We start from the raw sequence: 26,266 nt of genomic DNA, 5'->3' as shown, positions 1-26,266 counted from the left end.
TTTTCATGTATATAGTTATCTCGTTTTCTAGAGGGCTTGCAGTATGAGTCTATTAAATTTATCTACATTTTGTTTGATTGTTAGCCTGGCAGTTTCATTGAGTTCTTTTGCTCAGGAAATTAAACGGTTTAAAAACTTTGGCGTTGATAACCCAATGTCCTATAGCTTTGTTAGAGCAATAGCACAAGATAAAGATGGATTTATGTGGTTCGGATCATCAGAAGGTCTTGATCGTTTTGATGGTTATCAGACAGTGAGTTTTCATCATGATGACAATAGCAAGAACTCCTTGAGCTCAAATGTTATTAGTCGTTTATTAGTCAGCAAAGATGGAGAGTTATGGGTAGGTACTTTTGGCGGTGGCCTGAATTTATTTCGTGAATCAACGCAAGATTTCACCCATTTTTCGACTAAAACTGAAAGCCAAGCACTCACTAATGACACGATCAATGCTATTTTTGAAGACAAAAACGGTAGCTTATGGGTGGGGACCGCGAATGGACTCAATATCTTATTTAAAGAAAATGATATTTGGCGAGTAAAGCAAATTCATCAACAGCTAGGCAATCCAAATAGCTTAACCCATAATACGATTCATGCGATTACCCAAACATTCGATAACTATATATGGGTAGGAACAAATGGCGGTGGTATTTCAGTTTTTGATTTACATGGTAATTTTATTAAATCGGTTAAGTATGGAGATAGCAACAAAAGCCAATACGTAAATAAATTTGTCAGTACCTTATTTTCAGATAATCAGGGGAGGGTATGGATAGGAACAGAAAATAACGGCTTATTAAGGTATAGCGCAGAAACTGATTCATTTAAGCACTATCAATTCGATACAGCTAACGAGACAGATGTTAGTAGTAATACGATTAATCATATCTATCAAGATAGCGAAAGTAATATTTGGGTTGCTACTGATAACGGCCTTTCAATCTATAATCATCGCGAACAAATCTTTAGTCATCATCGGCACTCACCGCAAAATCCATTTAGTTTAAGCAATGACTATATATTAACGTTTTTCGAAGATGCTAACTCGATGATGTGGGTCGGTACATTTACAGGGGTTAGTCGTTGGGATCCCAATATCGCAACGTTCAGACAGTATAGTTCTCACACGAATCCAGAGCTTGAAAATAACAATGTGACAAGCTTCACGCAATTTGATTCAGAGCATATCATTTTCAGTACCTATGCTGGCGGGCTATATAAATTGTCCACACATGACCAAGCGATATCTAAATTGCCCTTTAATGGCTACTTTGGTGAGCTGAGAGTGATGAGTTTATTTGCTGATGAAGGAAAGTTGTGGGTTGGCACTAGAGCTTCAGGATTATTCGAAGTTGAACTTGAAACAGAAAAAGTAACTAAATACCAACATGATGAAAACGACGATATGTCGCTTTCTGCTAATAGTGTGACAGATATTATCAAGGACTCTGCAGGTACTCTATGGGTATCCACTTTTCATTTTGGTTTAAATAGGCTAAACGCTAATGGTACTTTTACTCGATATGTTAAAAATGCTGAAACACCTGAATTAGGACCAAGTAGTAACCATATTCTGCAATTGTTAGAAGATGAACAAGGCGCTATTTGGGTTGCTACTTTTGGCGGAGGCTTAAATAGATTAGAGCCAAAAACAAATAGATTTACTCATATTCAGCACAAAACAAGTGATCCATTGAGTTTATCTGATGATTTTACGTGGATCATGTTGCTTGACGATATAGGCGATCTTTGGATTGGAACACAAGCGACAGGCTTAAATATTCTCTCCAAAGAAAATAGAGAAAAAAATGTCTTTGAGTTTAGTCAGTTGAACGCTAGTGATGGCATGAAAAGTATGACGATTTATGGCATTTTGCAGGACTTAAATAGCGATATTTGGTTCACCACGAGTAAGGGGATTTCACGATACTCTAAAAGAACTAAAACCTTTAAACATTTTGGTCTTAATCATGGGTTAATTGATTTAGAGTTTACACATGGCTCTGCCTATAAAGGACATGACAATACCTTGTATTTTGGCTCAGGAAAAGGCTTTAACAGCATTTCTCCAGAGCAGGTTGATATGACAATTAAACCACCTGAAGTACGTTTAACGAATATTCTTAAACTTAATGAGCAGATGTCCTTACCTGTTCCTTTATCTGAATTAACAGAGCTAACGCTAACTTATCAAGACCAAATCGTATCGTTTGAATATGTAGGGCTAAATTATGCCTCCCCTGAGTCAACAAAATACCGATATCGTCTAAAAGGTTTTGATGAAGCATGGATTGATGCAGGAAAGTCTCGCCGTGCAACTTATACCAACTTACCTTCAGGTGAATATCAGTTGGAAATTATTGCCGGTATTAATCAAGCTAATTGGAGTAACCCAGGACTCAAGCTCAAGATTAATGTTTTACCGGCACCTTGGAATACTTGGTGGGCTTATCTACTCTATGCGCTAATCGTTGCCGTTATATTATTGACCTACTCAAGAGTATTAAATAGGAAATTACTAGCAGAACAACAACAAAAGGAGTTTCTTAAGCAACAAATTGATGAGAAAACCAATGAATTCATTCAAAAAAATCATGAGCTTGAACATGCCAATAGACTACTTGAAGATGCAGCTACAGTAGATAAAGTGACAGGCGTTAAGAGTAGGAGATACTTAGATATTTATATTGAACAAGCGGGTCAATTGATGTCGCAAATTCATGAAAATATATTACCTGTACAACGAAATATACTACCGCGCTTATATTTGATCATGGTTAAAGTGACGGGCCAAGAAACGGTGCCAAGTAGCCAAATGGTAAACCTTGCAGATTTTCTGCTTTACAGCCGAAATAGTGACGACCTGGTGATCAAATGGGCAGAAGATACGTTTGTCGTTATTGGTTATGAAAAAGAAAATAATGCACTAGAGCTTGCCGAGCGGCTTTCTACACGTTATCAGCAAGTACTTGGAAGTCGTTTAAATGCCAATATAGCATATACTTTTTATCCGTTTGATTTTGAACAACCAATGGCTCTATCTTGGGATCAAGTGAGTGTTATTACAGAGCATGCTATATCGATAACCCAACAACAGCAAACTAAGTGGCTTGGGCTATATGGTCCCAAAGTGCGTCCGTTTGATTATTTGGAAGTCATTAAACAAACGAATATTGATGAACTCGCTAAATTGGTGAAACTAAAACAAAGTAAATAGCGGTTTTTCCTGTTATTTATTTTGTTATTTCTTGTTGAAATTGCTTGGGGGTTTGTCCTGTAACTTCTTTAAAACAGCGCCCGAAATATGTTTGTGAGGAAAACCCAACATCCAATGCGATGCGACCTATCTGCGAGCCATTACTTAACATTTGTTTTGCTTTTTTAATCCTGAACTCTTTAATAAAGTTATTTGGCGTAGTGCCCAAAATAACTTTTATCTTCCTTTGTAATTGTCGTTCACTCATAGCCAAGTTATTGGCGAGGAAGGTTATATCAAGCTCTTGCTCTGCATAATGTTTTGCGATTAGATTCTCTAATTTTGTTAAAAATTTCTCTTCGGCATTTAGCTGATTACTATCGCTCGTAGAAAGTCGATTGGCATTTTCTTGGCAAGCAAAGTGTTTTTCCGCTTTTTGTTCTTCGGTAAATTGTGCGAGGTAGCGACCTTGCAATTGTATTCTGTTATTTATTAAGTTTTGAATTCTGATCAATAATTCATTTTGGTTAAATGGCTTACTGAGATATTCGTCAGCATTGAGATTGAGACCTTGAAGTCTGCTTTCCAGATCTGAACGAGCAGTTAATAAAATAACAGGAATATGTGCGGTAATGTCATTGTTTTTCAATTCTGTTAATACTTCAAAACCGTCAATGCCCGTCAACATTAAATCACATACAATCAGATCAGGAATGTACTCTTGCGCAAGTGTTAATCCATGCTCTCCACTGCCAGCTAAAATACAGTGGTGTTGTTGCTCAATCACCTGCTTGATATGACTTTGCATATCCAAATTATCTTCAATGACTAGTACAACTTGTTGTTGATGATCTTTTTCAATCTCTTGTTTAGTGCTGTGTTGTTCTATCAATAGAGAACTCACTTCGTTTTCAGATAAGCTAACGGCAAGTTGATGTTCTGTAGCTAAGGCGTTCGCAATAGGTAGTGATAAACTAAATTTGCTGCCGTGGCCATACTCACTCACTAACGTAATACGCCAATTATGAGCTTTGACTAATTCATTGACCAAAGATAAACCAATGCCGACACCAAACGTTGCCTGGTTTTCAACATCATCTGCTCGTTGAAAGCGCTCAAATATTGTGTCTTGTGAACTCTTAGATATACCGATGCCAGAATCAATAATATCGATGATAATAGTCTCTTGTTCAGCGTAAGCGTTGACTTGCACTATGCCACCTTTGGGCGTATATTTAATCGCATTAGCAAGTAAGTTAAAAATTATTTTTTCGAATGCTTGTGCATCGCATTCCAACCACAAGTTGTCAGGTATATTGCTAGAAAATGTTAATTTACTTTGCAATGCTAACTGACAAAATGAATCAACCGGCATCGTCATCAACGACTTTAATCGATAGGTATTGAGAGAAAGTTGTGGGTTGTCAGTAATTCTTGATAGTTCTAAGAGTTGCTCTACCATGCGTACAAGCCTTAAACCATTTCGCTTTGCCGTAGTCAAATCATCTTTTTCACGATCATCGATAGCTTGATCAATGTGTTTGTCGATAATGCCATTGATGATGGTTAACGGGGTGCGAAACTCGTGGGAAATATTAGCAATGAACTTGTCTTTAGATTCTAAAGCTTGTTTCTCAGCAAGTTTTCTCGCGGATAAGTTAATAAATGTAAGCACGATTAATGGTTTATCTGCACGCTCTGCCCATTGCAACTCTGCTTGTGCTGGGAATTCAGTGCCATCAGACCGAAGAGACATACATTCTACTGATATGCCAAGCTCTTTTCGTTGTAAAGAATATACGTTACTTTGATAATCAAAAAAGAAATGCATTTCATCTTTTTGGGCAAAAAGCTGGTTTACTGACGTGCCTTTTAATTCATGCTCTAAACTTTGAAACATCTGCACAGCGGCAGGGTTGGCTGATAATATTTCACCATTAATTGACGTTGTTAATATGGCATTGTTAGAAGCGTTAACAATCGCGATGGATTCACTATTAAGGATTGCGCTTTTTAATGAATCATTAGTGTTTTTTAAGTCGTCGATTTGTTGTTGAATTCTCATTAAGCTTCTTTGCTGATGATGAGATTTACTTCTTTTATTGAGTAAACTAATTGTCATCAAAACCGCACATACACAGGCCCACGATAAAACAACTACTGATTGTAATCTTGAATTAATGATAAAGAATTGTGCTTGTTCAATACCATATAGGTGGAATGACGCAGGTAGAATCAATAACAAAAGAATGTATAACTCAGGTATGTTTGATTTTTCTGTCACGGGTATTGTTTTTTTATTATTGAGAGCAATACATGAACTTATCGCTAAGAAAAAGTAAGGCAATAGGTCCAGCAATTGGTTGATGTAACCCTTTGCAATCAACGGGGTGTTATTTATCACCCCTAACGCGTTTATGTTTTCTATGGTTAATACAAAACTGCTAATCACTAATGGGCTATAAAAGCCTCGCCAAAAAGTCGATTTACTATCAATTAAACATATAACTAACCGATAGGTGATCAATGCACAAATGAGTATGTCAAAAACTTTGGTAGGTTTACCAGAAGCGTATACCTCTGGTGAAAACTGCGCAGGCAATAGAATAAAATAGCTAAAACTAACAAGTGCAAAAAAAAGTGATGGCATTCGCCCATTGATAAATTTACTTTCAGGAACGTTACTTAAGTGAGGGTTACTTTCGACGGCAAGTAATATGAAAAAATAGGTAAATAATGTGATGAAATCATTGAAAAGTTTATGAACATCATCGTTAAACAATAGATTACTTATACAAACGGTTATGAGCGCAAATAATAAGTATTGCCAAAAAAGCTTAAATGAACGCGATTTACTGCGCTTAAAAGCAAGCCAAGCTAAATAGGTACTAAATAGTTGAACAATGAATATTGCACCCCTATCGAGCATATAATCTTGAATCGAAAATGCAGTCGCAATAAATGAATATGGAAAAAAGATTGCCACAGTTAACAATATCATGGCAAAAACAACACTTCGTAAAGACAAGTTTTATCCTAGTATGCAATTTGTTCAACAAATGATAGCTATTTTATCCATGAAATAACACCGATTACGTCAGATGGTAACATATTATTAACACGCTGTGACTCCATCGCAAGTCGAGTAATTTAAAATTTAAGATTGAGCTAAGACATTCTGTTTAATAAAGAACTTCATGAATAAATGAAGTATTTACTTCAGTATTCGAAAGATATCGTCTTTTGATTTACACTTACAGTAGGCTAGCGTTGGTAAATTAGGTATGAAACTCCTTTTATTTACATTTTTTTCATTATTATTATCCTTTAATACTTTAGCGACGACATTGCGCTTCTCGGTAGGTCCTGATCATCAAGATATGATGGACAACAACTATTTAGTTTATCGAGCAAATTGGGAATTTCTATCGCAAAGCCTAGCTTTATTGGATGTTGAGTTAGTTGCTAAACCAATGCCTTGGGCACGAGCGAAGTCTTTAGTGCAGGCAGGCACAAACCATGGCCTTTTTCTCGCGGCAAACTTTGAAGAACGTAATAAGTGGGCTGTTTTATCACAACCGTTAGCCTATGAGGTTTTTGGTTGCTATAAACATAGAGAAAATCCTGATGGCGACAAAGTTATAGCCGCGGTTAGGCTTGGTGGTAACGACAAAATCTTATCTTACTTGAAACCTGAAAAATTACTGAATGTTACGACAGCACAAGATGGTTTAATGCTCTTGCACCATAAGCGCGTCGATCGTTTTATTATGGCGAAAGGTTATGGCCAGTATATTTTGAATAATGAGCTAATAGACATTAAAGAAGATATTATATTTGATCCTAATCGCTCAGAGCTTCGCAGTTTACATGTTGCGTTCGCTAACAATAAACCGGAAAGTTTAGCAATGTTAAAGGTGGTTAACCAAGCAATTACCTTAGGTATGGAAAAAGGAATTTATCAAAATATTATGGCTAAATATCAAGTGCCAAAAGAAATGTTAGTGGCTCAACGCCCATCTCTCAAACGTTAAATCTCTCGGAATATAGCTAACAAATAGTCGTTTGAATTTTTTCTTCAAACTTTAATTCCTTTGTCATTAAGAACTTATCATAAGTCCAGCGATTGGTACTTGATTATCTTGTAAATGGTAATTATTATCACTTGCGTTTCGAAGTGTTGAGGTAGTTATGTTCGTTTGTATTTGTAAAGGTATTACAGATAAACAAATCAAAAAAATGGTTATTGAGCAAGGTGCGGGATCTATCCGTGAACTTAAGCTCAAACTTGATATTGCATCGCAATGTGGCACTTGCGTAAAGCTTACTCAGCAAATTATTGATGACACCATTGTAGACGAAAGCCTATTTAAAGATGTTGGCTAAAATCAAATACTAAGCGCTCATAAAGCAAACTAATTAATAATCATTATCGTTTGCTAATTGCATGAAGTTATTAACTTTTTTGCATATTTCCTAACTCTTTCTATACTCATATTGTTCGCTAAACTTTTAGGGTAATAATATGAAAATTCAAACTGAGATAGTGGTGACTTTGAACAAGGTCCTCACCTCAGAATTAACCTCAATAAATCAATTCTTTTTACATGCACGTATCTATAAAAACTGGGGCTTTTCTCAGCTTAATGATAAATGTTACAAAAAATCCATTCTGGATATGAAACAGGCAGACAAGTTAATTGAACGTATCTTGTTTCTCGAGGGTTTGCCAAACTTGCAGCAGCTTGGTCAATTATCAATAGGTGAAGACACACCTGAAATGCTTTCTTGTGATTATCAATTTGAATTAAATCAACGCACGATACTTCAGCAATCTATTGCTACTTGTGAACAGTTGCAGGATTTTGTTAGTAGAGACTTACTAGCAGAGCTCCTGGAGGGTGAAGAAGAATATATTGATTGGATTGAAACTCAACAGTATCAAATTGAACAAATGGGTATTGAGAAATACCTTCAAGCACAGTTATAGGAGTGAATAACTATGAAAGGTAATAAAGAGATCATTGACTCGTTAAATCAATTGCTTGCTTTTGAGTTGGCTGCGATGGACCAATATTTTATTCACTCGAGAATGTACCATGATTGGGGCTTAACCAAATTATTCGAACGCATTGATCATGAGTTCGATGATGAAAAAGGTCATGCGTCATTGTTGATTGAGCGTATTTTGTTTTTAGAAGGGATCCCCGACATGAAAACAAGAGAAGAGATTGTGATTGGTAGTACAGTGCCTGAAATGTTGCAAAGTGATTTAAACGTAGAATACGCAGTAGACAATAAGCTGAAAGAAGTCATGGCGTTGTGTGAAAAAGAGCAAGACTATGTGTCACGAGATATGCTCCAGACATTAATCAACGATACAGAATCAGACCATGCTTTTTGGTTAGAGCAACAACTTGGTCTAATCGATAAAATTAGCTTGGCTAACTACTTACAATCCCAGATGTGAAACCTTCACTAAGTCTTATTTCTGCGTATAACTAGTACATTGGCAACCAACATCTTGCCAATGTTGTATTTCAAGGTTTGTGACACCTAGTTGATTGTATACGCTAGATATAAAAGTTTGCTGATTTAGTTTTTGTAAACCAATATCTAGCGCTTTTGATAGTGCTTTTCCGGCAGGCGTTTTATCGTTAACGGCGAAATGCAGCGAATCATTGATGGTAAACTTGATGCCTTTAATTGGGTACAACGGAATACCAAATGCTGTTCTTTGCATGTCGTGCTTGCTGTTAAATGTAAGCGGTACGAGATCGACACGTCCTAATTCCACCAACTTAAACATTTGTTCGTATTGATCGATATGTTTAAGTGTTAAGCCAGAACAGTTAAGCTCAGACCAATCGTGTTGCCAGTTTTTATTGAGGGCGACAATGTAGTCGTGCCTGTTTTTTAACTTGAAGAAATCCAATGTTTTTGACTTCTCCTGTGAAGTAAAAAGGCCTTTAGTAAATTCGTTATTGTCTAGCAGTCTTAATGATGCTTTAGCGTCAAATTTTGAAATTTGTTGTTGCCAGAGACCAAAGCCCGTCACATGAGCTTTTCTTTGCTCTATCGCTTGAAGTGCCCTTTCAGCAACTGGCACTGAAACTAGGCTCATTCTAAAGTTCTGTCCGGATGCGGCAAGTGCGTTACAGAGAATTAAATATTCAGCCACCATTTGATTATCCTCGTATTGAATAGGGATTTGGCTTGGACATGCTTGATCTTTTGCAAAACTATTTATTGCATCAAAATGATCTTGAAAAACGGCTACTTGAATTGTCGTTGCGTGGCTAAAAGTACTAAAAATTAATATTGAAAAAACAAAAGATTTGAATACGATCATCGGAAAAAAATCCATTAGCTTATAGTCCTGTTAAGCACGTCGAGTATAAAAAATAAACAGACGAGGGAGTAGGAAATATACAGAAGTTATTCAACTGGTCAACCTTTTTAGGAGGTGATTCTTCTTTAGCTAATAACGTATATAAAATAATGACCCTGCTTCTTAGCCCCTTTAACTTACTTGTTGAACATGTAACATGTTGAAAAATATCAACCTATCTAACATGTTGTCAGATTTTTTCTTGGTTTGTAATGTGATTAAAGTTCATGCAGGCTAAAGCACGGTAGAAAATATTCCACAATTCTTCCTTATTCTCATAACTCTAGACTAAGTTAACTTCACTTGAATTATGATTATATCGAAGACGATGTATTCACTAACCTTACACTGTTCGATATAAAAAACCGAAGCAATGGCTTCGGTTTTTTTATTTATAATATAGACTTAGATGCAGAACGTTTTGTTAAAAGCGAACCTCTAACCACTCTTCATTATCTTTAAAGTAAAGTGTTTTTACGTCACCTTGTCTTTCAATATTGACCATATTAATTTGCATAGGCCATAAGTCACGTAATGCACCATTGCGAAGATTTAGTCCTTGAACACCTTTTGGTAGTGCTGTGTCTTGATAAACCCAAAAGAATTTACCTTCAACTTCAAAACCTACGCTGTCTAAAGAAAGTCGCTCGCCTTTTAACGTACTAGCGCCAAACTGTTTAGCGACATAGTTAGCAAAAAGCTGCTGGGTTTCTTCTGAATCCAGAATATCAGCGTGCTTATCGTTAAACAGGTCTTGCACGGCATGCTCAGTATCGTGCAAATAAAAACGATGCATCACTTCAACATGGCCAGAACGTTCGTTAAAAAGAACCGTTGTTTCAGCCGCTTTTTGCTGATGGCCAAGCACATTGTGCGAGACCATCATCAATACTGCGCTGAGAAAAATTAATAAGCCCTTTGGCATTATTTATCCTTCTTCTCTTCTTCTTTATCTTCGTCTTTTTTAAGTTCTGTTTTGATATCATTCATGATGTCACGACGAACTTTTTGTGTGCTCTTCTTCGCTTTGTAAGCTTCAACACGTGAAGGGATAATGCGACGTGGGTAGTAGTTGTTTTCTACATCTACGTCAGCTGTTTCCCAACCTGGATCAACCGCAACGCTAACAAGTTCTTTTTCTTTATCAGTAACAATTAACTTACGAACGTTTTTCGGAGTACGACGCCAGATTTCAGCTGGAATGTACTGATCTTCCGTTGTGCCGTCTGCATATGTTAGCTGAAGAATAATTGGCATAACCAAACCACCTTTGTTAGAGAACTCTAACACGTAGTAGTTTTTGTCTTCTTTGATAGCACGATCGAATACTTCACGTTCCCATGGCTTTAAGCCTTTAAGGAACTTGTTGTATGCGTTACGTTCTTTGTTCGTTACTGTAAAACGGTCATTTTCGTCGTAGAAGTCAGTTACGTCAGGGTTACGGTCAACCCATAGTGTTTTGCCTTCAGCTTTGTTACGTTCAACAAATAATGAAGATGGCTTGTCGTTTTCAATATCACGTAAACGGCCGTAATCAATATCTGGGTTTTTGGTATCTAAACGCATTTTGTAAACTTTATCGATTGAAATATCTACGTGATCTGTTGAGTAGAACCAACCACGCCAGAACCAATCTAAGTCAACACCTGATGCTTCTTCCATGGTACGGAAAAAATCAGAAGGTGTAGGGCGTTTAAACATCCAACGCTCAGAGAACTCTTTAAATGCAAAGTCGAATAAATCACGACCTAAGATAACTTCACGTAAAATATTAAGTGCAGCAGCAGGCTTAGTGTAAGCGTTAGGGCCTAAACGTAATACGCTGTCAGATTGTGTCATGATTGGCACTTGGTTTTGAGACTTCATGTAGCCAGTAATGTCACGAGGCTCTACACCCCATGGGATTGTAGGATCCCATTCACGACCAGCAACACCGTCTAAAAAGCTGTTTAAACCTTCGTCCATCCAAGTCCATTGACGTTCGTCTGAGTTAACGATCATAGGGAAGTAGATGTGACCAATTTCGTGGATAACAACACCAATTAAGAAACGTTTCTCTGCTTGAGAATATGTGCGAGAACCGTCATCACGTAATTCAGTACGAGGACCATTAAACGTGATCATTGGGTATTCCATACCGCCTACAGGACCGTTTACAGATTGTGCTGTTGGATATGGGTAGTCAAAAGAGTAGCGTGAGTATACTTCCATGGTATGGATAACAGACTCTGTAGAGTACTTCTTCCAAAGATCACCACCTTCAACAGGGTAGAATGACATTGCCATTACATGGTCTTGAACATCTCCACCTTGTTTGTAGCCTTTTGCATCCCACATGAAAGTACGAGAAGAGGCCCAAGCAAAATCGCGTACGTTGTCAGCTTTAAACTTCCACGTTTTACGCTTGTCTGTACCTTCTTTTTCGTTCTCTAACGCTTCTTCTTCAGTGACGATAAATACTGGACGCTTAGCTGTTTTAGCTTCTTCTAAACGTTTACGTTGTGTGCTTGTTAAAACATTTTTAGGGTTCGTTAACACACCAGTAGAACTAACAATGTGGTCAGCTGGTACATTGATTTCTACTTCGTAGTCACCAAACTCAAGCGTGAATTCACCGCGACCTAAGAATTCTTTGTTGTTCCAACCTTCGTAGTCAGTATATGCGTGTAAGCGAGGGAACCACTGAGCTAATAAGAAAATGTCGTTGCCATCTTCAAACTTTTCATAACCTGAACGTGCAGAAACCGCATTTTCTTCAACGATGTTGAATGCAAAATCGATAGAAAACTCTACATCATCGCCTGACTTTAATGGTTTTGGTAAGTCGATACGCATTTGAGTACCAACAACTGTAAATGCTAATGCTTTACCTTTGCTGTCTTTCACTGCGCTAATTTCGTAGCCTACTTCGTTATCCGCTAAGAACTGTTGACGACGCAACGCACCTAAACTTAGTTTAGCTGGCTTATTACCTGTGCCTGCTGAAGATGCCGGACCACGATTACCAATACCACCAAAGTTATTAGTCATATTGGCAATTGAATCGTCTTTAAAAATATTCTGGTCTAACTGCACCCATAAGTACTTCAGCTTATAAGGGGAGTTATTTTGATAGGTAATCTTCTCACTACCAGATAAACGACGTTTTTCTTCATCAAGTGTGACTTTGATTTTGTAATCAACTTGTTGTTGCCAGTAGTTTTCACCTGGCTCACCAGCGGCATTACGATAAACGTTTGGCGTTGGTAAAACTTCTTCAAGCTGACGGAATTTGTCTTCAAAGTTACCTTTAGTTTGCTTGATTGCCGACGCATAAACCGACGTTGCAAGCGTTAAAGGTACCAATAAAGCTAAAGCAATTGAGTTGTTAACTTTCATGTTTCTTCGTTTTGGTTGTAGGTGAATGAACTCATCAATATATTTGTTATCTTGTAACTTATTGGTTAGCCAAACGTGTTTAGCTTGTTGATGCCAAGAAGTGTATAAACAGGTCAATGAGAATTTACATCGCTTCACCCTTTTTAAGGAGTGTTATTATTAAGTTACGATGTTTAAGGCAGCTACTTGCCTTTTATCAGGTTTAAACTTTGCAAAATTTGCAGTAATGCATTTTCGCAATATAACCATAATAATTTAGCACAACATAATGCACGTAAGGGTTACATTAGTAAAGTGGATTGATTGGTCACTTAGCGCAAAAAAAAGACAAAATAGCGCAAAGAAAAGCGTTTTTAATGAAAGTAGATAGTTGGGATGATTATTGGTTATAAAGTCACACCTATTAATGAATTTAAATATGAAAATAAAAAGGAATGTTTAGTCAATTAATGGTCTACAGTAGCTAAAACGCTATTATATGATTAACTTCAACTTAAAATAATGCTTCTATACGGAATGAACAGCAACGATATGCTAAATGACAGATAAACAAAAAATTCTTATTGTAGAGATGATAGCGATATTTCAGAACACTTAATATTGTTTTACCTACATCAAGGTTTTGATACAAAAGCGATAGAAGATGGCGCTCTTGTTATTGATGCAGTCAATGACTATCAGCCCGATTAATCTAAAGATAAAAATCAAACACAATGTATTGATTTTAGTTGTTCAGGATACTGCGCCAGGCGCACCAGATGACGAACTTGATAATATATTCGAACGCTTATACCGCGCAGTGAAATTTAGAAACCGAAGTCAGGTGGTGCTGGTCTCGGGTTAGCAATAAGCAGAATATTATCAATGCTCATCAGGGCTCTATTATTGCGCGCCAAAGTCGTATCCGGTGGCTTAGCGGTCATTATAAAATTTCCATTAGTACATTAACGAACCTATAATCATTCATACTCAAGCGCTCGTTTCTCCAGCATTAGATTTAAGCTCGAGTTTGGATATGTTTTTTATAGCCGACAAGATGAAACGTCTACAGTGAAAGCAATTAAGCGCTTATCGGATAAAAGCAATAGGAAAATTGTTCAATTTAAAGGCGCAAAAACCATGCGTATTATGAATAGTCGCTCACTTGTGTCTGTCATCAAGCAGCAAGCAAAAAAGCTTGATATGTCGATATAGTTAGCGTTTTATGTAGTTCGCTTTATTCACACAAATTTTTTTTATTGATTACTCATTCTTACTGATTGCTAATCGATGAGCTAATTCAAGATAATTTCAGCGCGCAATACCCATAAAAATGAATGGTCAATCAATTTGTTTTTTAATCAGTTCTTACTCTTGAATATGGTTGGTAAGCTAAATGTATCAGTTGATAACCCAACCAACTTTATTATCGCAATTTATTGATTGTCGTAGTATTTTAACTAAAATTTAACTCATTACAGAAACCTCTCAGGTAGGACGTGGAATCACAGCATGTTAATAAAAAAACTGTTGATCAGTACGGTGGCACTTTTAATCGGTATGAGCAGCTTTTATTTAGAAGCCGAGCCATTAAAAGAAGAAGAGTTAGCTTTAGTTGAGCTAGCTAAAACTGATCCTATTTTTGATTGGGTTCGCTTAAAGTCGGGCGAGTGGCTTAAAGGTGAAGTAGAAGGTTACTATGAGGATGAGTTGTCATTTGAAAGTGATGTACTAAATAGTTTAGTCATAGAATATGACGACATCCATTCGATTATTTCTGCGCGTGTTCATGCACTTAAACTACGAGATGGCAGCATAATCAAAGCGCCAATTGAAATTATCGATCGGCAAGGTAGCCTGCTGGGCAAGCAAGATGCTTTTACTTTTTATGAAGTGTTGACGATCGCCAGTGAAAAAACGACTGGGTTAGATATTTGGGATATTAAAGTCAATTTTGGTTACAGCTTAAGTATTGGTAATACTGACCAATCTGAGTGGAACGCTCGTTTAAATGGTAAGCGAAGAACCGTTGACTCTCGCTTAATACTAGATGCATTTATGACGCGTTCAGAAAGTGAAAACGTGGAAATTGAAAATAATGCATCGCTATCGGCGACTTACGATGTTTTTTACACCGAGAAATTATTCTTTAGGCCATTATTACTCACTGCAGTTCGAGACCCGTTTAAAAACTTAGACAATCAATACACTGTCGGTGCTGGTGTTGGTTACTACTTTATTGATACTCCTAAGACGGAATGGGATATTTCAGTTGGTCCAAGTTACCGAAAAACTTATTACGTAAATGTTCAAGAGGGCGCTGATAGAAAAGAGAAATCTTTTGGTGTCTTTTTGGAAACTAACTTTGAGAAAGAAATCAGCAAAGATCTCGATTTTGAAGCATCGTATTCAGTGGATTATGGTGACAAAGATAGTGGTGGTTTGCGTCATGAGTTATTTGTTACCTTTGAATACGACATTTTTAAAGATATTGATTTAGACATTTCTTTCATCTGGGATCGCCAATCAGATCCACAACCTAATGAAGAGAATATTACGCCTGAAAAAGACGATTTTAGAACGTTTATATCGTTAGGTATTGAGCTTTAAAATCAATGATTAATGTCCTTTAACGCTGGTGTTTACAAACAAACAAATGTAAATTATTTGTAAATAGTCAATCGAAGGACTGAAATGGAACTCACAGTTAATCAGGTCACCAAAACATATGGTGACTTAACAGCGGTAAATGCGCTGTCTTTTCATGTAAGCCAAGGTGAAATATTTGCCTTACTTGGCCCCAACGGCGCCGGGAAATCGAGTTTAGTGCGCATGTTAACAGGGTTTACACACCCAGATGACGGCCAAATTTCTTTAAACCTTGCTGGCCAATTCTTTAGTCATATTCCGTCACAAGCTTTAGGTTACTTACCTGAAGATAGAGGTTTATACCCTGAAAAATCTGTACTTAAGAATTTGGTCTACTTTGCCCGACTGCATGGCATGTCAAAAGCTGATGCGCAACAAGAAGCTACTCAGTGGCTCGAAAAGTTTGACTTGAGCGATAGATTAGATGAGCAACTTAAATCACTTTCAAAGGGCAACCAGCAAAAAGTACAGCTAATTAGTGCAGTAATCCATAATCCTAAATGGGTTATTTTAGATGAGCCATTTTCAGGCTTAGATCCTGTGAATCAAGAGAAAGTTGTCGAGTTTCTTACTGAACTCAAAGCAAAAGGCATGACTGTTATTCTCAGTGCTCACCAAATGGCAATGGTTGAAAAATTAGCGGATCGTATGCTGTTAATGAATCTTGGTGAAGCAGTGTTCTATGGCAGTTTGCATGATATACGACAACAAGCGGCAACCAATGCTGTACTTAAGGTGACTTATGACACGATCGATCGTCTGAAAATCCAATCAAGTGATCACGGATTAACGATAGAGCAACTTACAGAGGAAAGTTTGCAGGTTTTATTGCAGCCATCTCAATCAATCAACGACGTTTTGGCATCATTGACCACCTTCGGGAATATTAAATCTGTACACAGCCAGTCGCTAGATTTGCATCAATTATACCTACACGCGATTTCCAAACATAAGGAAGAAAAGCAACAACGACCAGCTAAGGAGAAGCAATATGCCTAAGTCGTCAATTCAGCAAACTTGGTTAGTCGCAAGTTGGGAGTTTCTTCATTTCTTTAAGTGGAAACAAGAGATTATTTCTAAATTAATCATGGTTGGTATCGCTTTAGTTGTCTTCTTGTGGCAAACGGTAAAGCATGATTATACCGACGAATATAAAGTAGCGATTAAGCCTGTTGGTGAGTTAACCCTCAACAGTGACAAATTTGTCTTTGACGAAGTGACAAAAGATCTAAGTGAATTGAAAGAAGAATTGAAAAATGAAACGTGGGACGCTGTTGTCATTGAAACTTCACAGCAAGGTGTACTGCCCAATTTACATATCTATAGTCGCGATAAACAAAGCTGGATCAACGAGCTGAGAAGTGTGTTAAAAAATCACTATAAAGATTCTTATAGTCAAACGCTTGGCTTGTCTGAATCTCAACTAGCTGCTATTCGCACGGGCGCGACACTCAAGATTGAATATTTAGATAAAACCGTAAAATCTAAAGAGAAAACCAGTGAAGCGGTAGCAATAGGTATGCTAATTATTATAGCTGTTGGCGTTTTTACCTCGTTCGGACAGTTATTTGTCAGTGTAACTGGCGAAAAGCAGCAGCGCGTGACCGAACAGTTGTATTCTTGTATTAGCCCACAAACTTGGATTGATGGCAAAATTATCGGTCAAATGCTGCACGCGATAAAGGCTATGGTGACAATGGTTATTACATTTATGTTGGTGATGGCTTTCACTACAGTCGTGTTAAACGGTGGCAGTGTCGACTTCTCTTTTATTGATTGGGGACTTCTGCCTTGGTTGATATTGTTTGCTGTTACTGGTGTGTATTTTTGTACCTGTATTATGGCGTCGATAGCGGCTGCCATCGATGATCCTAACCATAGCGGTAAGTCAGCAATGATGATGTTGCCGTTATTACCTTTGATCATTACGTTTATTACATTAGAAAGCCCGTCTGGTTGGGCTTTAACATTTTTAAGTATGTTTCCGTTGACGGCTTTTGCCGCTATGCCGGTGAAAATGTCCTTGATTGATGTGCCTTTGTGGCAACCTATATTGGCTTTAATACTTACCGTGTTAACCTGTGTTTATATCAGGAAAGCGGCGGCTAGATTATTTAAAATGTGTATGACGATGTATGGCAAAGAGCCTAGTATTTTAGATATGTGCAGATGGTTCATTAAAGATCCAACCTAACGTAAAAGGCCCAAATAATTTGGGCCTTTTACGTTATAAAAATCACTTAACTTTAATCGGTCATTCACTGTGCTTAATTTTATTGAAAGCGTCATAAATAATGATTTTTTATTGGCATTAAATATGCAGTGTGACTTGTTATAGAATCAGGATAAGGGTTAAGAATGAGATTTTTAATTGGTGCATTGAGCTTAACTTTGCTTGTCGCTTGTACGTCAATGCAAAGTGAAGAAGAGTACGGCTATTTTGCTGAACATAGTCAAGATGAGTCTACAGAGCATCTTGCTAGAGAAATTGATAAAGATGAATTACCTAGCCATCAGTTAAACAACATCGTTGCTGGGCTGACAGAGCAAATGCTTGAGACTAGTAGCTTTGTTAATCCTAATACGCCTGTTGCTGTTGCATCATTTGTGAACTTGTCTGATTTAGAATCAACCAACTGGCTAGGCAACCAGCTTGCCGAAAGTTTTATGCATCACCTACAGCAAAATGGCTTAGTGGTTGTTGATTATAAATCTACCGGCTTTTTCCGCGTAACGCCTGAAGGTGATTTTGTTTTTAGCAGAAACTATGAAGAGTTATCACAACGTCAAATTATCGACTATGTTGTTACCGGTACTATGGTTGAGCAAGCTGAAGGTTATATCGTTAATGCGCGGATGATTGGTATGATGTCGCATGTTGTAGTTGCTTCAGCGCAAACGTTTGTGCCACGTTGGGCAATGGGGCGAGAGGTTGATAAACAAAACCGCATAGTTAAAGACGGCGTGACGATTCTGCCATTAGAAGATTATGATGAAGATCGTTGGGTAAAAATAGAAAAATAGAAAAACAAAAAAGCGACGTAATGTCGCTTTTTTATTAATCTTTAGTAAGCAGTTCTATTTAGCTTTGCTGGCAATGTCTTTACCATTAATAATGTAAACTTCTTCACCTGGCGCAAAACCTGGGCATTGAGACTGTGGCTTGTCACACCAAACATCTACAGCCTGTAACTGATCGCCTACTTTGATAATGTATCTCCAGCCGTAAACAGTTTGTTGTTGTTTAGCTGCTGCACGGCGTGCACCCATAATGCCACCCACTACTTTAGCTGCGTCGTTGCCACTACCACTACCGAATGCTGAACCAATTCCTACGCCAACAGCTGCGCCTAAAATTGGTTTACCGTCTTTACCTGCTTTTGTGCTTATCGCATCAGACTTCTCTATAACTCCTTCAGTAACTGTTGATGCGGCAATTGCCGATGTTGATAACATTAAGACTGTAATGGCGGTAATTAGTTTTTTCATGATCGCTCCTAGCGTAGTAATTTTGTGTACACAAACTGTTAACTTATCGTTTATTTCTTAACTATCGTCGTTTTTCGTGTAATTTTCTATTAGAAACTATGTAGAAAAATGTAACTGAACACGTAATACTAATGTTAAGTATATAAAATAGTTAGGAAATCGTTATGCTGCAAGCCGAACAAAATGAATCAAGTTCGTCTATCAATAGTCTGGCTCCGTCAGAATTGCTAAAAGAAGAACTGGATCAAGTGACTTACTTCTATCAATTGATTGTCGAATTTTTTGCCAACTACAGTTTTCAGCTTGTTGGTGCATTTCTTATTTTCATTTTGGGTTATTTTGTTGCAGGTAAAATCGCTAACGTCGTTTTGCGACTTTGTGAAAAACAACAGTTAGACGTTACCTTAAGTAAATTCTTAGCCAACACGTCAAAAATGCTAATAGTTGCCTTAGTGCTTATTATGTCACTAAGTAAATTAGGCATCAGTGTCACACCATTTGTAGCGGCAATAGGTGCCATTTCCTTAGGTGCTAGTTTAGCGTTTCAAGGGCTGCTCTCTAACTATGCGGCGGGCTTTAATATCATCTTGATTCGCCCTTTTGTAGTCGGTGATACGATAACCGTACAAGGTGTTAAAGGTATCGTTAGGGAAGTACTACTAGCCTATACGATTTTGGTCGATGAAGATGACGTCGAAATTACGATACCTAATAAACATATTGTTGGAGAAGTTCTTCATAACTCTAAAGAAAATTCACTGTTGGAACTTAGTGTTAGTATTTCTTATAACGACAACCCTGTTGAAGTAACGTCATTGGTTGAACGAACGGTGAAAGGGCTAGACGGACTAGATGAATCGAATAAATGCCAAGTCGGTATTGGGGAGTTCGCCGATAGCGCAATAAATATCGATGTTCGAATTTGGGTACCAACCAATGAATTGTTTGCCTTTAAATATTTAGCAAATAAAGCAATTTACCTTGCACTTGCTAAGGAAAATATCACGATTCCATTCCCTCAGCGCGATGTACATCTTATCAAAGAAGCTAGTTAGGACATGATATAGAAGAAAAAACTCTTAATTGTCGAAGGTGATTTTCTTGTAATCTTTTTAAAGCTGTAGATAATGGGCATCTTCATAACGTAGTTTATTTATCATAGCTTTTTAAAAGCGTGATCTGGGAATGCGATGGAATTTCGCAACTGTACCCGCAACTGTGAACAGAGCGATATAGCAACCACGAGGCAACTTGGAAGGGTTATATCTAGATGCTGTAAGTCAGGATACCAGTAAATTACGATACATTTTTAACAAGGTTGAGCGGGAATACTCTTCACTGACATTTCGCCTATTGGTGCGTTGTCGTGCATCCGCTTTTTGATAGGCATGAATAATGACAACTGCTTTTAATAGCCAACATGACAATGCATTACTTGAATGCAATAACTTGTCATTTGCTTATCAAAACCAATCGATACTTAGCAACATTTCATTTGCAATTTCGAATAAACAATTTGTAGGTTTAATTGGAGGTAATGGCGCTGGTAAGTCGACCTTACTTCGATGTCTCTATCGATATTTATCACCAACAGCAGGCGATATTTATTTCGACCAACAATTGCTTGGCGCGATAGATAATAGGACGCTTGCTCAAAACATTGCGGTGGTTGTGCAAGAGTTACCAAATGATTTTAATCTTTGTGCTTTTGATGTGGTGGCTCTGGGTTTAGTGCCTTATTCAACCTTCTTTTCATCATTGTCATCATCTCAACACAGCCAAATTATTGATGCGTTGCATGCTGTTGGTATGTTCGAGAAAAGTCGCCAAGGATACGAGACGCTATCCGGTGGTGAAAAACAAAGAGTATTAATTGCCAAAGCGATTGTTCAGCAACCAAAATTATTGATTATGGATGAGCCGACGAGTCATTTAGATATTAAATATCAACTAGAAATTATGCAGTTAACGAAATCGTTAGATATGACTGTCTTAGCATCGTTTCATGATTTAAATCTAGCAAGTGCGATGTCAGATAGGCTCTTGTTATTACATAGCGGTGAATTAGTCGCCAATGGTGAACCAGCAGAGGTCATTACTAACGACAATATCAAAGCCTATTTTGATGTTGAAGCCAATGTCGTGTCACATCCTACTGGCGAACATCCTATGGTTATTTACGATTATCAAAGGTTGGCTACGTGATGTCTAGCTATAAAAAGGCCAACCCAAAAGCAATGTTATCGATACTTTTGATTTGTCTGTTGGCTGTTACCTCAATTATGTTGAGTCTGATAATCGGTGCGGTGTCGATATCGTTTAATGATGTAATCAACAGTTTGTTTCTAGAACAAGAGTCGCAAGCTATCAGCCAAATCATTTGGCAGTTAAGGTTACCGCGCACCTTAATGGCTTTTATCGCTGGGGCCGGGTTGGCGCTGTCGGGCTTAGTCTTGCAAACGGTAACAAGAAACCCGTTGGCAGATCCTTATCTTTTTGGTGTGTCTTCTGGTGCGTCCTTTGCTGTTGTTCTTACGATGGTAATGTTTAATGTCGACCTTTATGCATCAACGTACCTTTTGAGTTTTACTGGCCTTTCTGTTGCAGCATTCATCGGTAGCTTAGTGGTTATCGCTATATTGATCTTTATCACTCGTTATCAAGCTAATTTGCATACACTTGTTTTGGCAGGCGTTGCGTTATCATTTATGTTTAGTGCCTTCACTTCATTCCTGCTTTATTTTAGTGACCCGCAAGCTATCAGTGCGATTATGTTTTGGACATTAGGTAGCTTTACCAGAACACAGCTCGATGGTGTGCTAATAAGTGCTGTTATTTTCACCGTTATGTATTTATTTATTCAAAGTCGTCATCGCCAACTTAATGCCATGATTATGGGCGATGAAACTGCACTCACTGTTGGCGTAAACCCAAATCGACTTCGTATGCTGATGTTAACGCTTAGCGCATTGATGACGGCAGTTTTAGTAGCCAACTGCGGCGGTATTGGTTTTGTTGGCCTGATCATTCCTCACATTGTTCGTTATTTTCACTCTCAAGGTTCTGCTTGGCTTTATATGATTGTCGCTTTGGTTGGAGGCATTTTCATGTTGTGGGTAGACATCATTTCTCGGCTACTTATTGAAAACCAAGAATTGCCGATAGGTATCATAACTGCAGCAATTGGTAGTCTGTTTTTTCTAACTCTATTGGTCAGAAATAATCGTCATCATTCGGCATTTTTACGTTAATTTTTAAGGACTCATTATGACGCAGCAATCACAAGATAAGCACCAGCAACGACAACAAAAGCTGAAAGAAAAAGTCGATGAGCGTATAGCCAATGCACAAGACGAAAAAGGGCTTTTGCAAGTAATAACGGGGAACGGAAAAGGTAAAACGACTTCTGGTTTTGGCATGGTTATCCGTTGTCTTGGTCACGGCATGAAAGCAGGTGTAGTCCAATTTATTAAAGGGCAATGGGACAATGGCGAGCGAAACTTACTCGCTAATATAGGTGTACCATTTGCCGTTATGGAAACAGGTTTTACCTGGGAAACCCAGAATAAAGAAGCTGATACCAAGGCGGCGCAAGAAACCTGGCAAGCAGCGAAAGTCATGTTGTCAGATCCAAACATAGATCTCGTCTTATTAGACGAACTCACCTACATGCTGAGTTATGACTATTTAGATATCGATGACGTTATCGAAACCTTAGAGAGCCGCCCTAAAATGCAACATGTGGTGGTTACAGGGCGTGGTGCACATAGAAGACTCACTGAACTGGCTGATACCGTAAGCGAAGTTAGAAATGTAAAGCACGCATTTGATTCAGGAATTAAAGCACAACTAGGTTTTGATTACTGATGCGTCATTTTTGCTTTAGCGTTGTTTTTTTATTGGTAGCTAGTTTTCAAACCAGTGCTCAAAACACGTCAAACAGCGCTGCACTGAGAATTGTCGCCTTGTCGCCTCATACAACTGAAATGGTTTATGAGCTCGGTTTAGGGGGAAGCTTAATCGCAACGGTAGACTTTGCGGATTTTCCTGAAGAAGCTCAGCAGGTGCCTCGGGTAGGTGGTAGTTATGGTTTATCGATTGAAAAAATTGTTTCATTGAAACCTGATGTTGTGCTCGCATGGCGAGGGGGAAACAAAGCAGGAGATATTGAAAAGCTTGAAAGCCTTGGCCTGAATATCGTCGACAGCAGCCCAACGTCAATCGATCAGGTTGCCAGTGAATATCGGCGTATAGGTAAGTTATTAGGTGTTACAGCACAAGCGAATGAAATCGCCAATAAGTTTGAGCACAAGTTGTCATTGATAAAGCAGCAGTACATTGGCAAAGCACAAATAGCATCTTTTTATCAAATGTGGCCTGACCCCTTAATGACCATTAACAATACAACATGGACACATCGAGTGTTGGCGTTATGCGGTGCGCAAAATGTATTTGCTGAGCAAACAGCAAGCTACCCACAAATTAGCGTCGAGAATGTAATCGTCAAGCAGCCCGATATCATTATTGTGCCGATGGAAAGGGATCAGTCAGTATCTCCAGCCAATCACTGGCTAAAGTGGCAACAGATACCTGCGGTAAAAGAAAAGAAGTTTGTAATGGCCGATGCAGATTTGCTGCATCGTTTTACATCAAGGGCACTTATTGGTGCTGAACGGCTTTGTGCTGACATTGATAAGTACCGATAGATAATCGTCTATCAAATGGGTCCAAGCGTGCTTGGGCAAAGAGGAGCATATAGGGGAAGTTGATGAGATTTCAGCACTGCCCCCGCAGCGGTAATAGCAAGAGCTTAAGTCCGAGTGCCTATATGTCTACTATCACTATATGTATTTCAAGGTACGGAGGGTGCCTGAGGAAGAGGTAACATGAAACACCAACAACTAAAACAAAATAGTAAACCAAACCAGCCTTCTCGCTTAACAGCACTTACTGTTGCGATGATAATTGGCTCAAGCTTTTCAGTGATATCGTACGCAGAAGATGAAGTCATCACAGTAACGGCTAGCAGAAGTGATAATCAGTTAATAGAGCAACTGGCCAATCAGATTGTTATTAACCAAGCTGATATCGCAAAAATTCAACCAAAATCAATGAGTGAGTTACTTTCTACGGTTGCTGGTATTGATATTTCTAGCCAAGGTGGTCGAGGACAGAGCGCATCTCTATATCTCAGAGGCGCGAACGCTAGCCATACTTTATTCTTAGTAAATGGAATGCGCGTTAGCTCAGCTAGTTTAGGTTTAACTGATATTCAAACGATTGCCCCAGAGCTTATTGAGCGCATTGAAATTATTAAAGGGCCTAGAGCGGCACTTTGGGGCTCTGATGCAATCGGTGGTGTAGTCAATATCTTTACTCGAGAATTAGAACAGGGAGAAGGTTTTGTTGGTGCTAGCATGGGTGCTGACAGCTATCGACAAATTAAAGCTGGGGCTGGTTTTAGTCATGGTGACGGTCATAGTTCATTAAGCTTTAATCATGAAGAAAGCGATGGATTTGATGTTTTTCAAGGTGTGCAAGACGACGCTGATGGCTATGAATACGATACGCTAGCACTGCGCGGACAGCAAAACATAAATAGTGATTTTGAGTTATCTTGGTTAGTACAAGCGACTGAAGGTGACAATGAATATGATAACGCATGGGGAGCTGATCAAACTTATATTAAACAGCACCTTTGGTATGTAAAAAGCGCCTATGAATGGCAAGTTGGTCATGTACAAAACAGTTTAAATGTAACGCTTGGTCAAAACCGTGATTACGCAAAAAACTATGGTAATGGTGTTGATAAAGAAGACGGTAGCTTTTTTGAAACGCGCCGTGATCAATTGTCAGTTGTTAATAACTCACAAGTATGGCCACATTTTCAGGTGAATTTTGGCGCAGATTTTTATAGTGAGTCATTAAATAGTACAACTGATTTCACTCTTTCATCGCGAGATATTTACGGTGTTTTTGCACAAGGCTTATATCAAGCCGATAAAGCAACGTTTGAATTAGCTTTGCGTTACGATGATATAGAACATATTGATTCTGAAGTAACTTATAATGCTGGCGTTGCTTACCAATTAAGTAAAAACAATAAACTAACCTTGAATCTAGGTACTGGCTTTAAAGCGCCCACCTTCAATGATTTGTATTGGCCGGCAGATCCATACTCGTCAGGTAACCCTGACTTAGTGCCTGAAACATCACAGACTTTTGAGTTGATTTTTGATAGCCATTTACGTGGTGTCGATGTTAGTGCCAGTGTATTTTCTTCGACTATTGATGATCTTATTGACTGGCAGCCAGACGAAAACTTTTTCTATCAACCGATGAATGTCAACGAAGTTGAGATTAATGGCGTAGAGTTATTGGCAAGTTATCAAGGTTTTGGTGGTCGTCATCAGTTCACTGCTAGCTATATTGATACTGAAGATAAATCAACAGGTGAACAGTTAGCGCGACGTGCTAAAGAGTTAGTCGGTTATCAGTTTGATACAACATTCTATGGTGTAGATTTCTACATAGATTATCAATTTAATGGTGAACGAGAAGAAGGCACGCAAACCTTAGATAGTTATCATTTAGTCAACTTAAGCTTGAATTATGGCTTAAGTGAATCGTTATCTACGCAGTTAAAATTAACTAATGTGTTAGATGAGGATTATCAAACGGCGGTTAACTATAATACGCAAGATCGTGCGCTGTATTTAGGTTTAACGTACCAAATGTAAAAATGGCGCAGGTAGTTAATCAATAAAGCTACTTGCGCAATTTACTCGCCATTTATCGTCGCGATTATTGTTCGTTGACCACCATGATTGCGATGCTCGCCCAAGTAAATGCCTTGCCAAGTACCTAAATTGAGTTGGCCATTGGTAATTGGAATACTTATCGACGAACCTAAAATGCTCGACTTAATATGTGCCGGCATATCGTCACTTCCTTCATAGGTATGCTGGTAATAATCAGCATTCTCTGGCGCAAATTTATTGAAGTGAGCTTCTAAATCAGAACGAACGGTAGGGTCGGCATTTTCATTAATCGTTAAAGAAGCCGAGGTATGCTGAATAAATAAATGTAAAATCCCGCAACGAATTTTACTTAACTGAGAGAGCTGATTGGTAACTTCATTCGTAATTAAATGAAAGCCCCTTGGTTTACTTTTTATAGAT

Annotated in this window: 23 protein-coding genes and 2 riboswitches; of the genes, 17 read left to right on the top strand and 6 right to left on the bottom strand. The window is 38.2% G+C overall.

The window, feature by feature from the left end:
* Positions 1–43: 43 nt before the first annotated feature.
* The gene (locus QQK02_RS14450) at positions 44–3,220 is read left to right on the top strand and encodes a ligand-binding sensor domain-containing protein (RefSeq protein ID WP_284208811.1); all 3,177 of its coding nucleotides are present in this window, start codon (positions 44–46) and stop codon (positions 3,218–3,220) included.
* Positions 3,221–3,236: 16 nt separating this feature from the next.
* Here the strand turns inward: QQK02_RS14450 and QQK02_RS14445 are convergent, their stop codons facing one another.
* Positions 3,237–6,227 carry an ATP-binding protein gene (locus tag QQK02_RS14445; RefSeq protein ID WP_284208810.1) on the bottom strand — a complete coding sequence of 997 codons (2,991 nt, stop codon included), beginning with the start codon at positions 6,225–6,227 and terminating at the stop codon, positions 3,237–3,239.
* Between the two features lie 256 nt (positions 6,228–6,483).
* Here QQK02_RS14445 and QQK02_RS14440 point away from each other — a divergent pair, with 256 nt between their 5' ends.
* The 4 genes from QQK02_RS14440 (at position 6,484) to bfr (QQK02_RS14425) (ending at position 8,669) form a co-directional block, all read left to right on the top strand.
* Positions 6,484–7,233: a substrate-binding periplasmic protein gene (locus QQK02_RS14440; RefSeq protein WP_284208809.1), complete on the top strand. Its 750-nt coding sequence runs from the start codon at positions 6,484–6,486 to the stop codon at positions 7,231–7,233.
* 157 nt (positions 7,234–7,390) lie between these two features.
* Entirely contained in the window at positions 7,391–7,585 is a 195-nt protein-coding gene (locus tag QQK02_RS14435; RefSeq protein ID WP_284208807.1) for a (2Fe-2S)-binding protein, read from the top strand.
* A 139-nt stretch (positions 7,586–7,724) separates the two neighbouring features.
* Positions 7,725–8,189 carry a bacterioferritin gene (gene bfr / locus QQK02_RS14430; protein ID WP_284208806.1) on the top strand — a complete coding sequence of 155 codons (465 nt, stop codon included), beginning with the start codon at positions 7,725–7,727 and terminating at the stop codon, positions 8,187–8,189.
* A gap of 12 nt (positions 8,190–8,201) precedes the next feature.
* Positions 8,202–8,669, top strand: coding sequence for a bacterioferritin (bfr, locus tag QQK02_RS14425; protein ID WP_284208804.1), 468 nt, complete (start codon positions 8,202–8,204; stop codon positions 8,667–8,669).
* A gap of 15 nt (positions 8,670–8,684) precedes the next feature.
* On the opposite strand, the gene QQK02_RS14420 is transcribed toward bfr (QQK02_RS14425), so the two are convergent.
* The 3 genes from QQK02_RS14420 to QQK02_RS14410 all read right to left on the bottom strand — a co-directional run bounded on the left by QQK02_RS14420 (position 8,685) and on the right by QQK02_RS14410 (position 12,968).
* Complete coding sequence (locus QQK02_RS14420) at positions 8,685–9,551, bottom strand: hypothetical protein (protein ID WP_284208802.1); 867 nt, start codon at positions 9,549–9,551, stop codon at positions 8,685–8,687.
* Positions 9,552–10,014: 463 nt separating this feature from the next.
* Complete coding sequence (locus QQK02_RS14415; protein WP_407705048.1) at positions 10,015–10,515, bottom strand: DUF6702 family protein; 501 nt, start codon at positions 10,513–10,515, stop codon at positions 10,015–10,017.
* Positions 10,515–12,968: a M1 family metallopeptidase gene (locus QQK02_RS14410; RefSeq protein ID WP_284208800.1), complete on the bottom strand. Its 2,454-nt coding sequence runs from the start codon at positions 12,966–12,968 to the stop codon at positions 10,515–10,517. Before QQK02_RS14410 ends, QQK02_RS14415 begins: the two co-directional genes overlap by 1 nt.
* Positions 12,969–13,611: 643 nt before the next feature.
* Between QQK02_RS14410 and QQK02_RS14405 the strand changes: the two genes are divergently transcribed.
* From QQK02_RS14405 to QQK02_RS14380, 6 genes are all read left to right on the top strand, one after another.
* Positions 13,612–13,812, top strand: a complete 201-nt coding sequence (locus tag QQK02_RS14405; protein WP_284208799.1) for a hypothetical protein — start codon at positions 13,612–13,614, stop codon at positions 13,810–13,812.
* A gap of 206 nt (positions 13,813–14,018) precedes the next feature.
* The gene (locus QQK02_RS14400) at positions 14,019–14,162 is read left to right on the top strand and encodes a hypothetical protein (protein ID WP_284208798.1); all 144 of its coding nucleotides are present in this window, start codon (positions 14,019–14,021) and stop codon (positions 14,160–14,162) included.
* A 297-nt stretch (positions 14,163–14,459) separates the two neighbouring features.
* The gene (locus tag QQK02_RS14395) at positions 14,460–15,557 is read left to right on the top strand and encodes a DUF481 domain-containing protein (RefSeq protein WP_284208797.1); all 1,098 of its coding nucleotides are present in this window, start codon (positions 14,460–14,462) and stop codon (positions 15,555–15,557) included.
* A gap of 84 nt (positions 15,558–15,641) precedes the next feature.
* Complete coding sequence (locus tag QQK02_RS14390) at positions 15,642–16,595, top strand: ABC transporter ATP-binding protein (protein WP_284208796.1); 954 nt, start codon at positions 15,642–15,644, stop codon at positions 16,593–16,595.
* Complete coding sequence (locus QQK02_RS14385) at positions 16,588–17,790, top strand: ABC transporter permease (protein WP_284208795.1); 1,203 nt, start codon at positions 16,588–16,590, stop codon at positions 17,788–17,790. Before QQK02_RS14390 ends, QQK02_RS14385 begins: the two co-directional genes overlap by 8 nt.
* Positions 17,791–17,954: 164 nt before the next feature.
* On the top strand, positions 17,955–18,620 hold the full coding sequence (locus QQK02_RS14380; protein WP_284208794.1) for a FlgO family outer membrane protein: 666 nt from the start codon (positions 17,955–17,957) through the stop codon (positions 18,618–18,620).
* Positions 18,621–18,674: 54 nt separating this feature from the next.
* Here the strand turns inward: QQK02_RS14380 and QQK02_RS14375 are convergent, their stop codons facing one another.
* Positions 18,675–19,085 carry a hypothetical protein gene (locus QQK02_RS14375; RefSeq protein WP_284208793.1) on the bottom strand — a complete coding sequence of 137 codons (411 nt, stop codon included), beginning with the start codon at positions 19,083–19,085 and terminating at the stop codon, positions 18,675–18,677.
* A gap of 164 nt (positions 19,086–19,249) precedes the next feature.
* Between QQK02_RS14375 and QQK02_RS14370 the strand changes: the two genes are divergently transcribed.
* From QQK02_RS14370 to QQK02_RS14345, 6 genes are all read left to right on the top strand, one after another.
* On the top strand, positions 19,250–20,140 hold the full coding sequence (locus QQK02_RS14370; RefSeq protein WP_284208792.1) for a mechanosensitive ion channel family protein: 891 nt from the start codon (positions 19,250–19,252) through the stop codon (positions 20,138–20,140).
* Positions 20,141–20,217: 77 nt separating this feature from the next.
* Positions 20,218–20,396: riboswitch (cobalamin riboswitch) on the top strand.
* 84 nt (positions 20,397–20,480) lie between these two features.
* Complete coding sequence (locus QQK02_RS14365) at positions 20,481–21,290, top strand: ABC transporter ATP-binding protein (protein ID WP_284208791.1); 810 nt, start codon at positions 20,481–20,483, stop codon at positions 21,288–21,290.
* Positions 21,290–22,336 (top strand): FecCD family ABC transporter permease, encoded by a 1,047-nt coding sequence (locus QQK02_RS14360; RefSeq protein ID WP_284208789.1) that lies wholly within the window; start codon positions 21,290–21,292, stop codon positions 22,334–22,336. The genes QQK02_RS14365 and QQK02_RS14360 overlap by 1 nt, the downstream gene beginning before the upstream one ends.
* Positions 22,337–22,352: 16 nt before the next feature.
* A complete protein-coding gene (gene cobO, locus QQK02_RS14355; RefSeq protein ID WP_284208787.1) occupies positions 22,353–22,952 on the top strand; it encodes a cob(I)yrinic acid a,c-diamide adenosyltransferase in 600 nt (199 codons plus the stop codon).
* Entirely contained in the window at positions 22,952–23,791 is an 840-nt protein-coding gene (locus QQK02_RS14350; RefSeq protein ID WP_284208786.1) for a cobalamin-binding protein, read from the top strand. Before cobO ends, QQK02_RS14350 begins: the two co-directional genes overlap by 1 nt.
* 33 nt (positions 23,792–23,824) lie before the next feature.
* Positions 23,825–23,919: riboswitch (adenosylcobalamin-variant (AdoCbl-variant) riboswitch) on the top strand.
* Between the two features lie 52 nt (positions 23,920–23,971).
* Positions 23,972–25,825 carry a TonB-dependent receptor domain-containing protein gene (locus QQK02_RS14345; protein WP_284208785.1) on the top strand — a complete coding sequence of 618 codons (1,854 nt, stop codon included), beginning with the start codon at positions 23,972–23,974 and terminating at the stop codon, positions 25,823–25,825.
* 41 nt (positions 25,826–25,866) lie between these two features.
* Here QQK02_RS14345 and QQK02_RS14340 read toward each other — a convergent pair whose 3' ends face one another.
* Positions 25,867–26,262, bottom strand: coding sequence for a secondary thiamine-phosphate synthase enzyme YjbQ (locus tag QQK02_RS14340; RefSeq protein ID WP_407705050.1), 396 nt, complete (start codon positions 26,260–26,262; stop codon positions 25,867–25,869).
* Positions 26,263–26,266 lie beyond the last annotated feature (4 nt).

This window comes from Thalassotalea eurytherma (assembly GCF_030161415.1).
GTDB lineage: Bacteria > Pseudomonadota > Gammaproteobacteria > Enterobacterales > Alteromonadaceae > Thalassotalea_G > Thalassotalea_G eurytherma.
Note: the sequence above shows the minus strand (reverse complement) of the source record. Positions and strands in the feature narration are given on the sequence as shown.

Coding starts and splice junctions, on each gene's coding strand:
- QQK02_RS14450 (WP_284208811.1), top strand. CDS start 44: ATGAGTCTATTAAATTTATCTACATTTTGTTTGATTGTTAGCCTGGCA.
- QQK02_RS14440 (WP_284208809.1), top strand. CDS start 6,484: ATGAAACTCCTTTTATTTACATTTTTTTCATTATTATTATCCTTTAAT.
- QQK02_RS14435 (WP_284208807.1), top strand. CDS start 7,391: ATGTTCGTTTGTATTTGTAAAGGTATTACAGATAAACAAATCAAAAAA.
- bfr (WP_284208806.1), top strand. CDS start 7,725: ATGAAAATTCAAACTGAGATAGTGGTGACTTTGAACAAGGTCCTCACC.
- bfr (WP_284208804.1), top strand. CDS start 8,202: ATGAAAGGTAATAAAGAGATCATTGACTCGTTAAATCAATTGCTTGCT.
- QQK02_RS14420 (WP_284208802.1), bottom strand. CDS start 9,551: ATGATCGTATTCAAATCTTTTGTTTTTTCAATATTAATTTTTAGTACT.
- QQK02_RS14415 (WP_407705048.1), bottom strand. CDS start 10,515: ATGCCAAAGGGCTTATTAATTTTTCTCAGCGCAGTATTGATGATGGTC.
- QQK02_RS14410 (WP_284208800.1), bottom strand. CDS start 12,968: ATGAAAGTTAACAACTCAATTGCTTTAGCTTTATTGGTACCTTTAACG.
- QQK02_RS14405 (WP_284208799.1), top strand. CDS start 13,612: ATGGCGCTCTTGTTATTGATGCAGTCAATGACTATCAGCCCGATTAAT.
- QQK02_RS14395 (WP_284208797.1), top strand. CDS start 14,460: ATGTTAATAAAAAAACTGTTGATCAGTACGGTGGCACTTTTAATCGGT.
- QQK02_RS14390 (WP_284208796.1), top strand. CDS start 15,642: ATGGAACTCACAGTTAATCAGGTCACCAAAACATATGGTGACTTAACA.
- QQK02_RS14385 (WP_284208795.1), top strand. CDS start 16,588: ATGCCTAAGTCGTCAATTCAGCAAACTTGGTTAGTCGCAAGTTGGGAG.
- QQK02_RS14380 (WP_284208794.1), top strand. CDS start 17,955: ATGAGATTTTTAATTGGTGCATTGAGCTTAACTTTGCTTGTCGCTTGT.
- QQK02_RS14375 (WP_284208793.1), bottom strand. CDS start 19,085: ATGAAAAAACTAATTACCGCCATTACAGTCTTAATGTTATCAACATCG.
- QQK02_RS14370 (WP_284208792.1), top strand. CDS start 19,250: ATGCTGCAAGCCGAACAAAATGAATCAAGTTCGTCTATCAATAGTCTG.
- QQK02_RS14365 (WP_284208791.1), top strand. CDS start 20,481: ATGACAACTGCTTTTAATAGCCAACATGACAATGCATTACTTGAATGC.
- QQK02_RS14360 (WP_284208789.1), top strand. CDS start 21,290: ATGTCTAGCTATAAAAAGGCCAACCCAAAAGCAATGTTATCGATACTT.
- cobO (WP_284208787.1), top strand. CDS start 22,353: ATGACGCAGCAATCACAAGATAAGCACCAGCAACGACAACAAAAGCTG.
- QQK02_RS14350 (WP_284208786.1), top strand. CDS start 22,952: ATGCGTCATTTTTGCTTTAGCGTTGTTTTTTTATTGGTAGCTAGTTTT.
- QQK02_RS14345 (WP_284208785.1), top strand. CDS start 23,972: ATGAAACACCAACAACTAAAACAAAATAGTAAACCAAACCAGCCTTCT.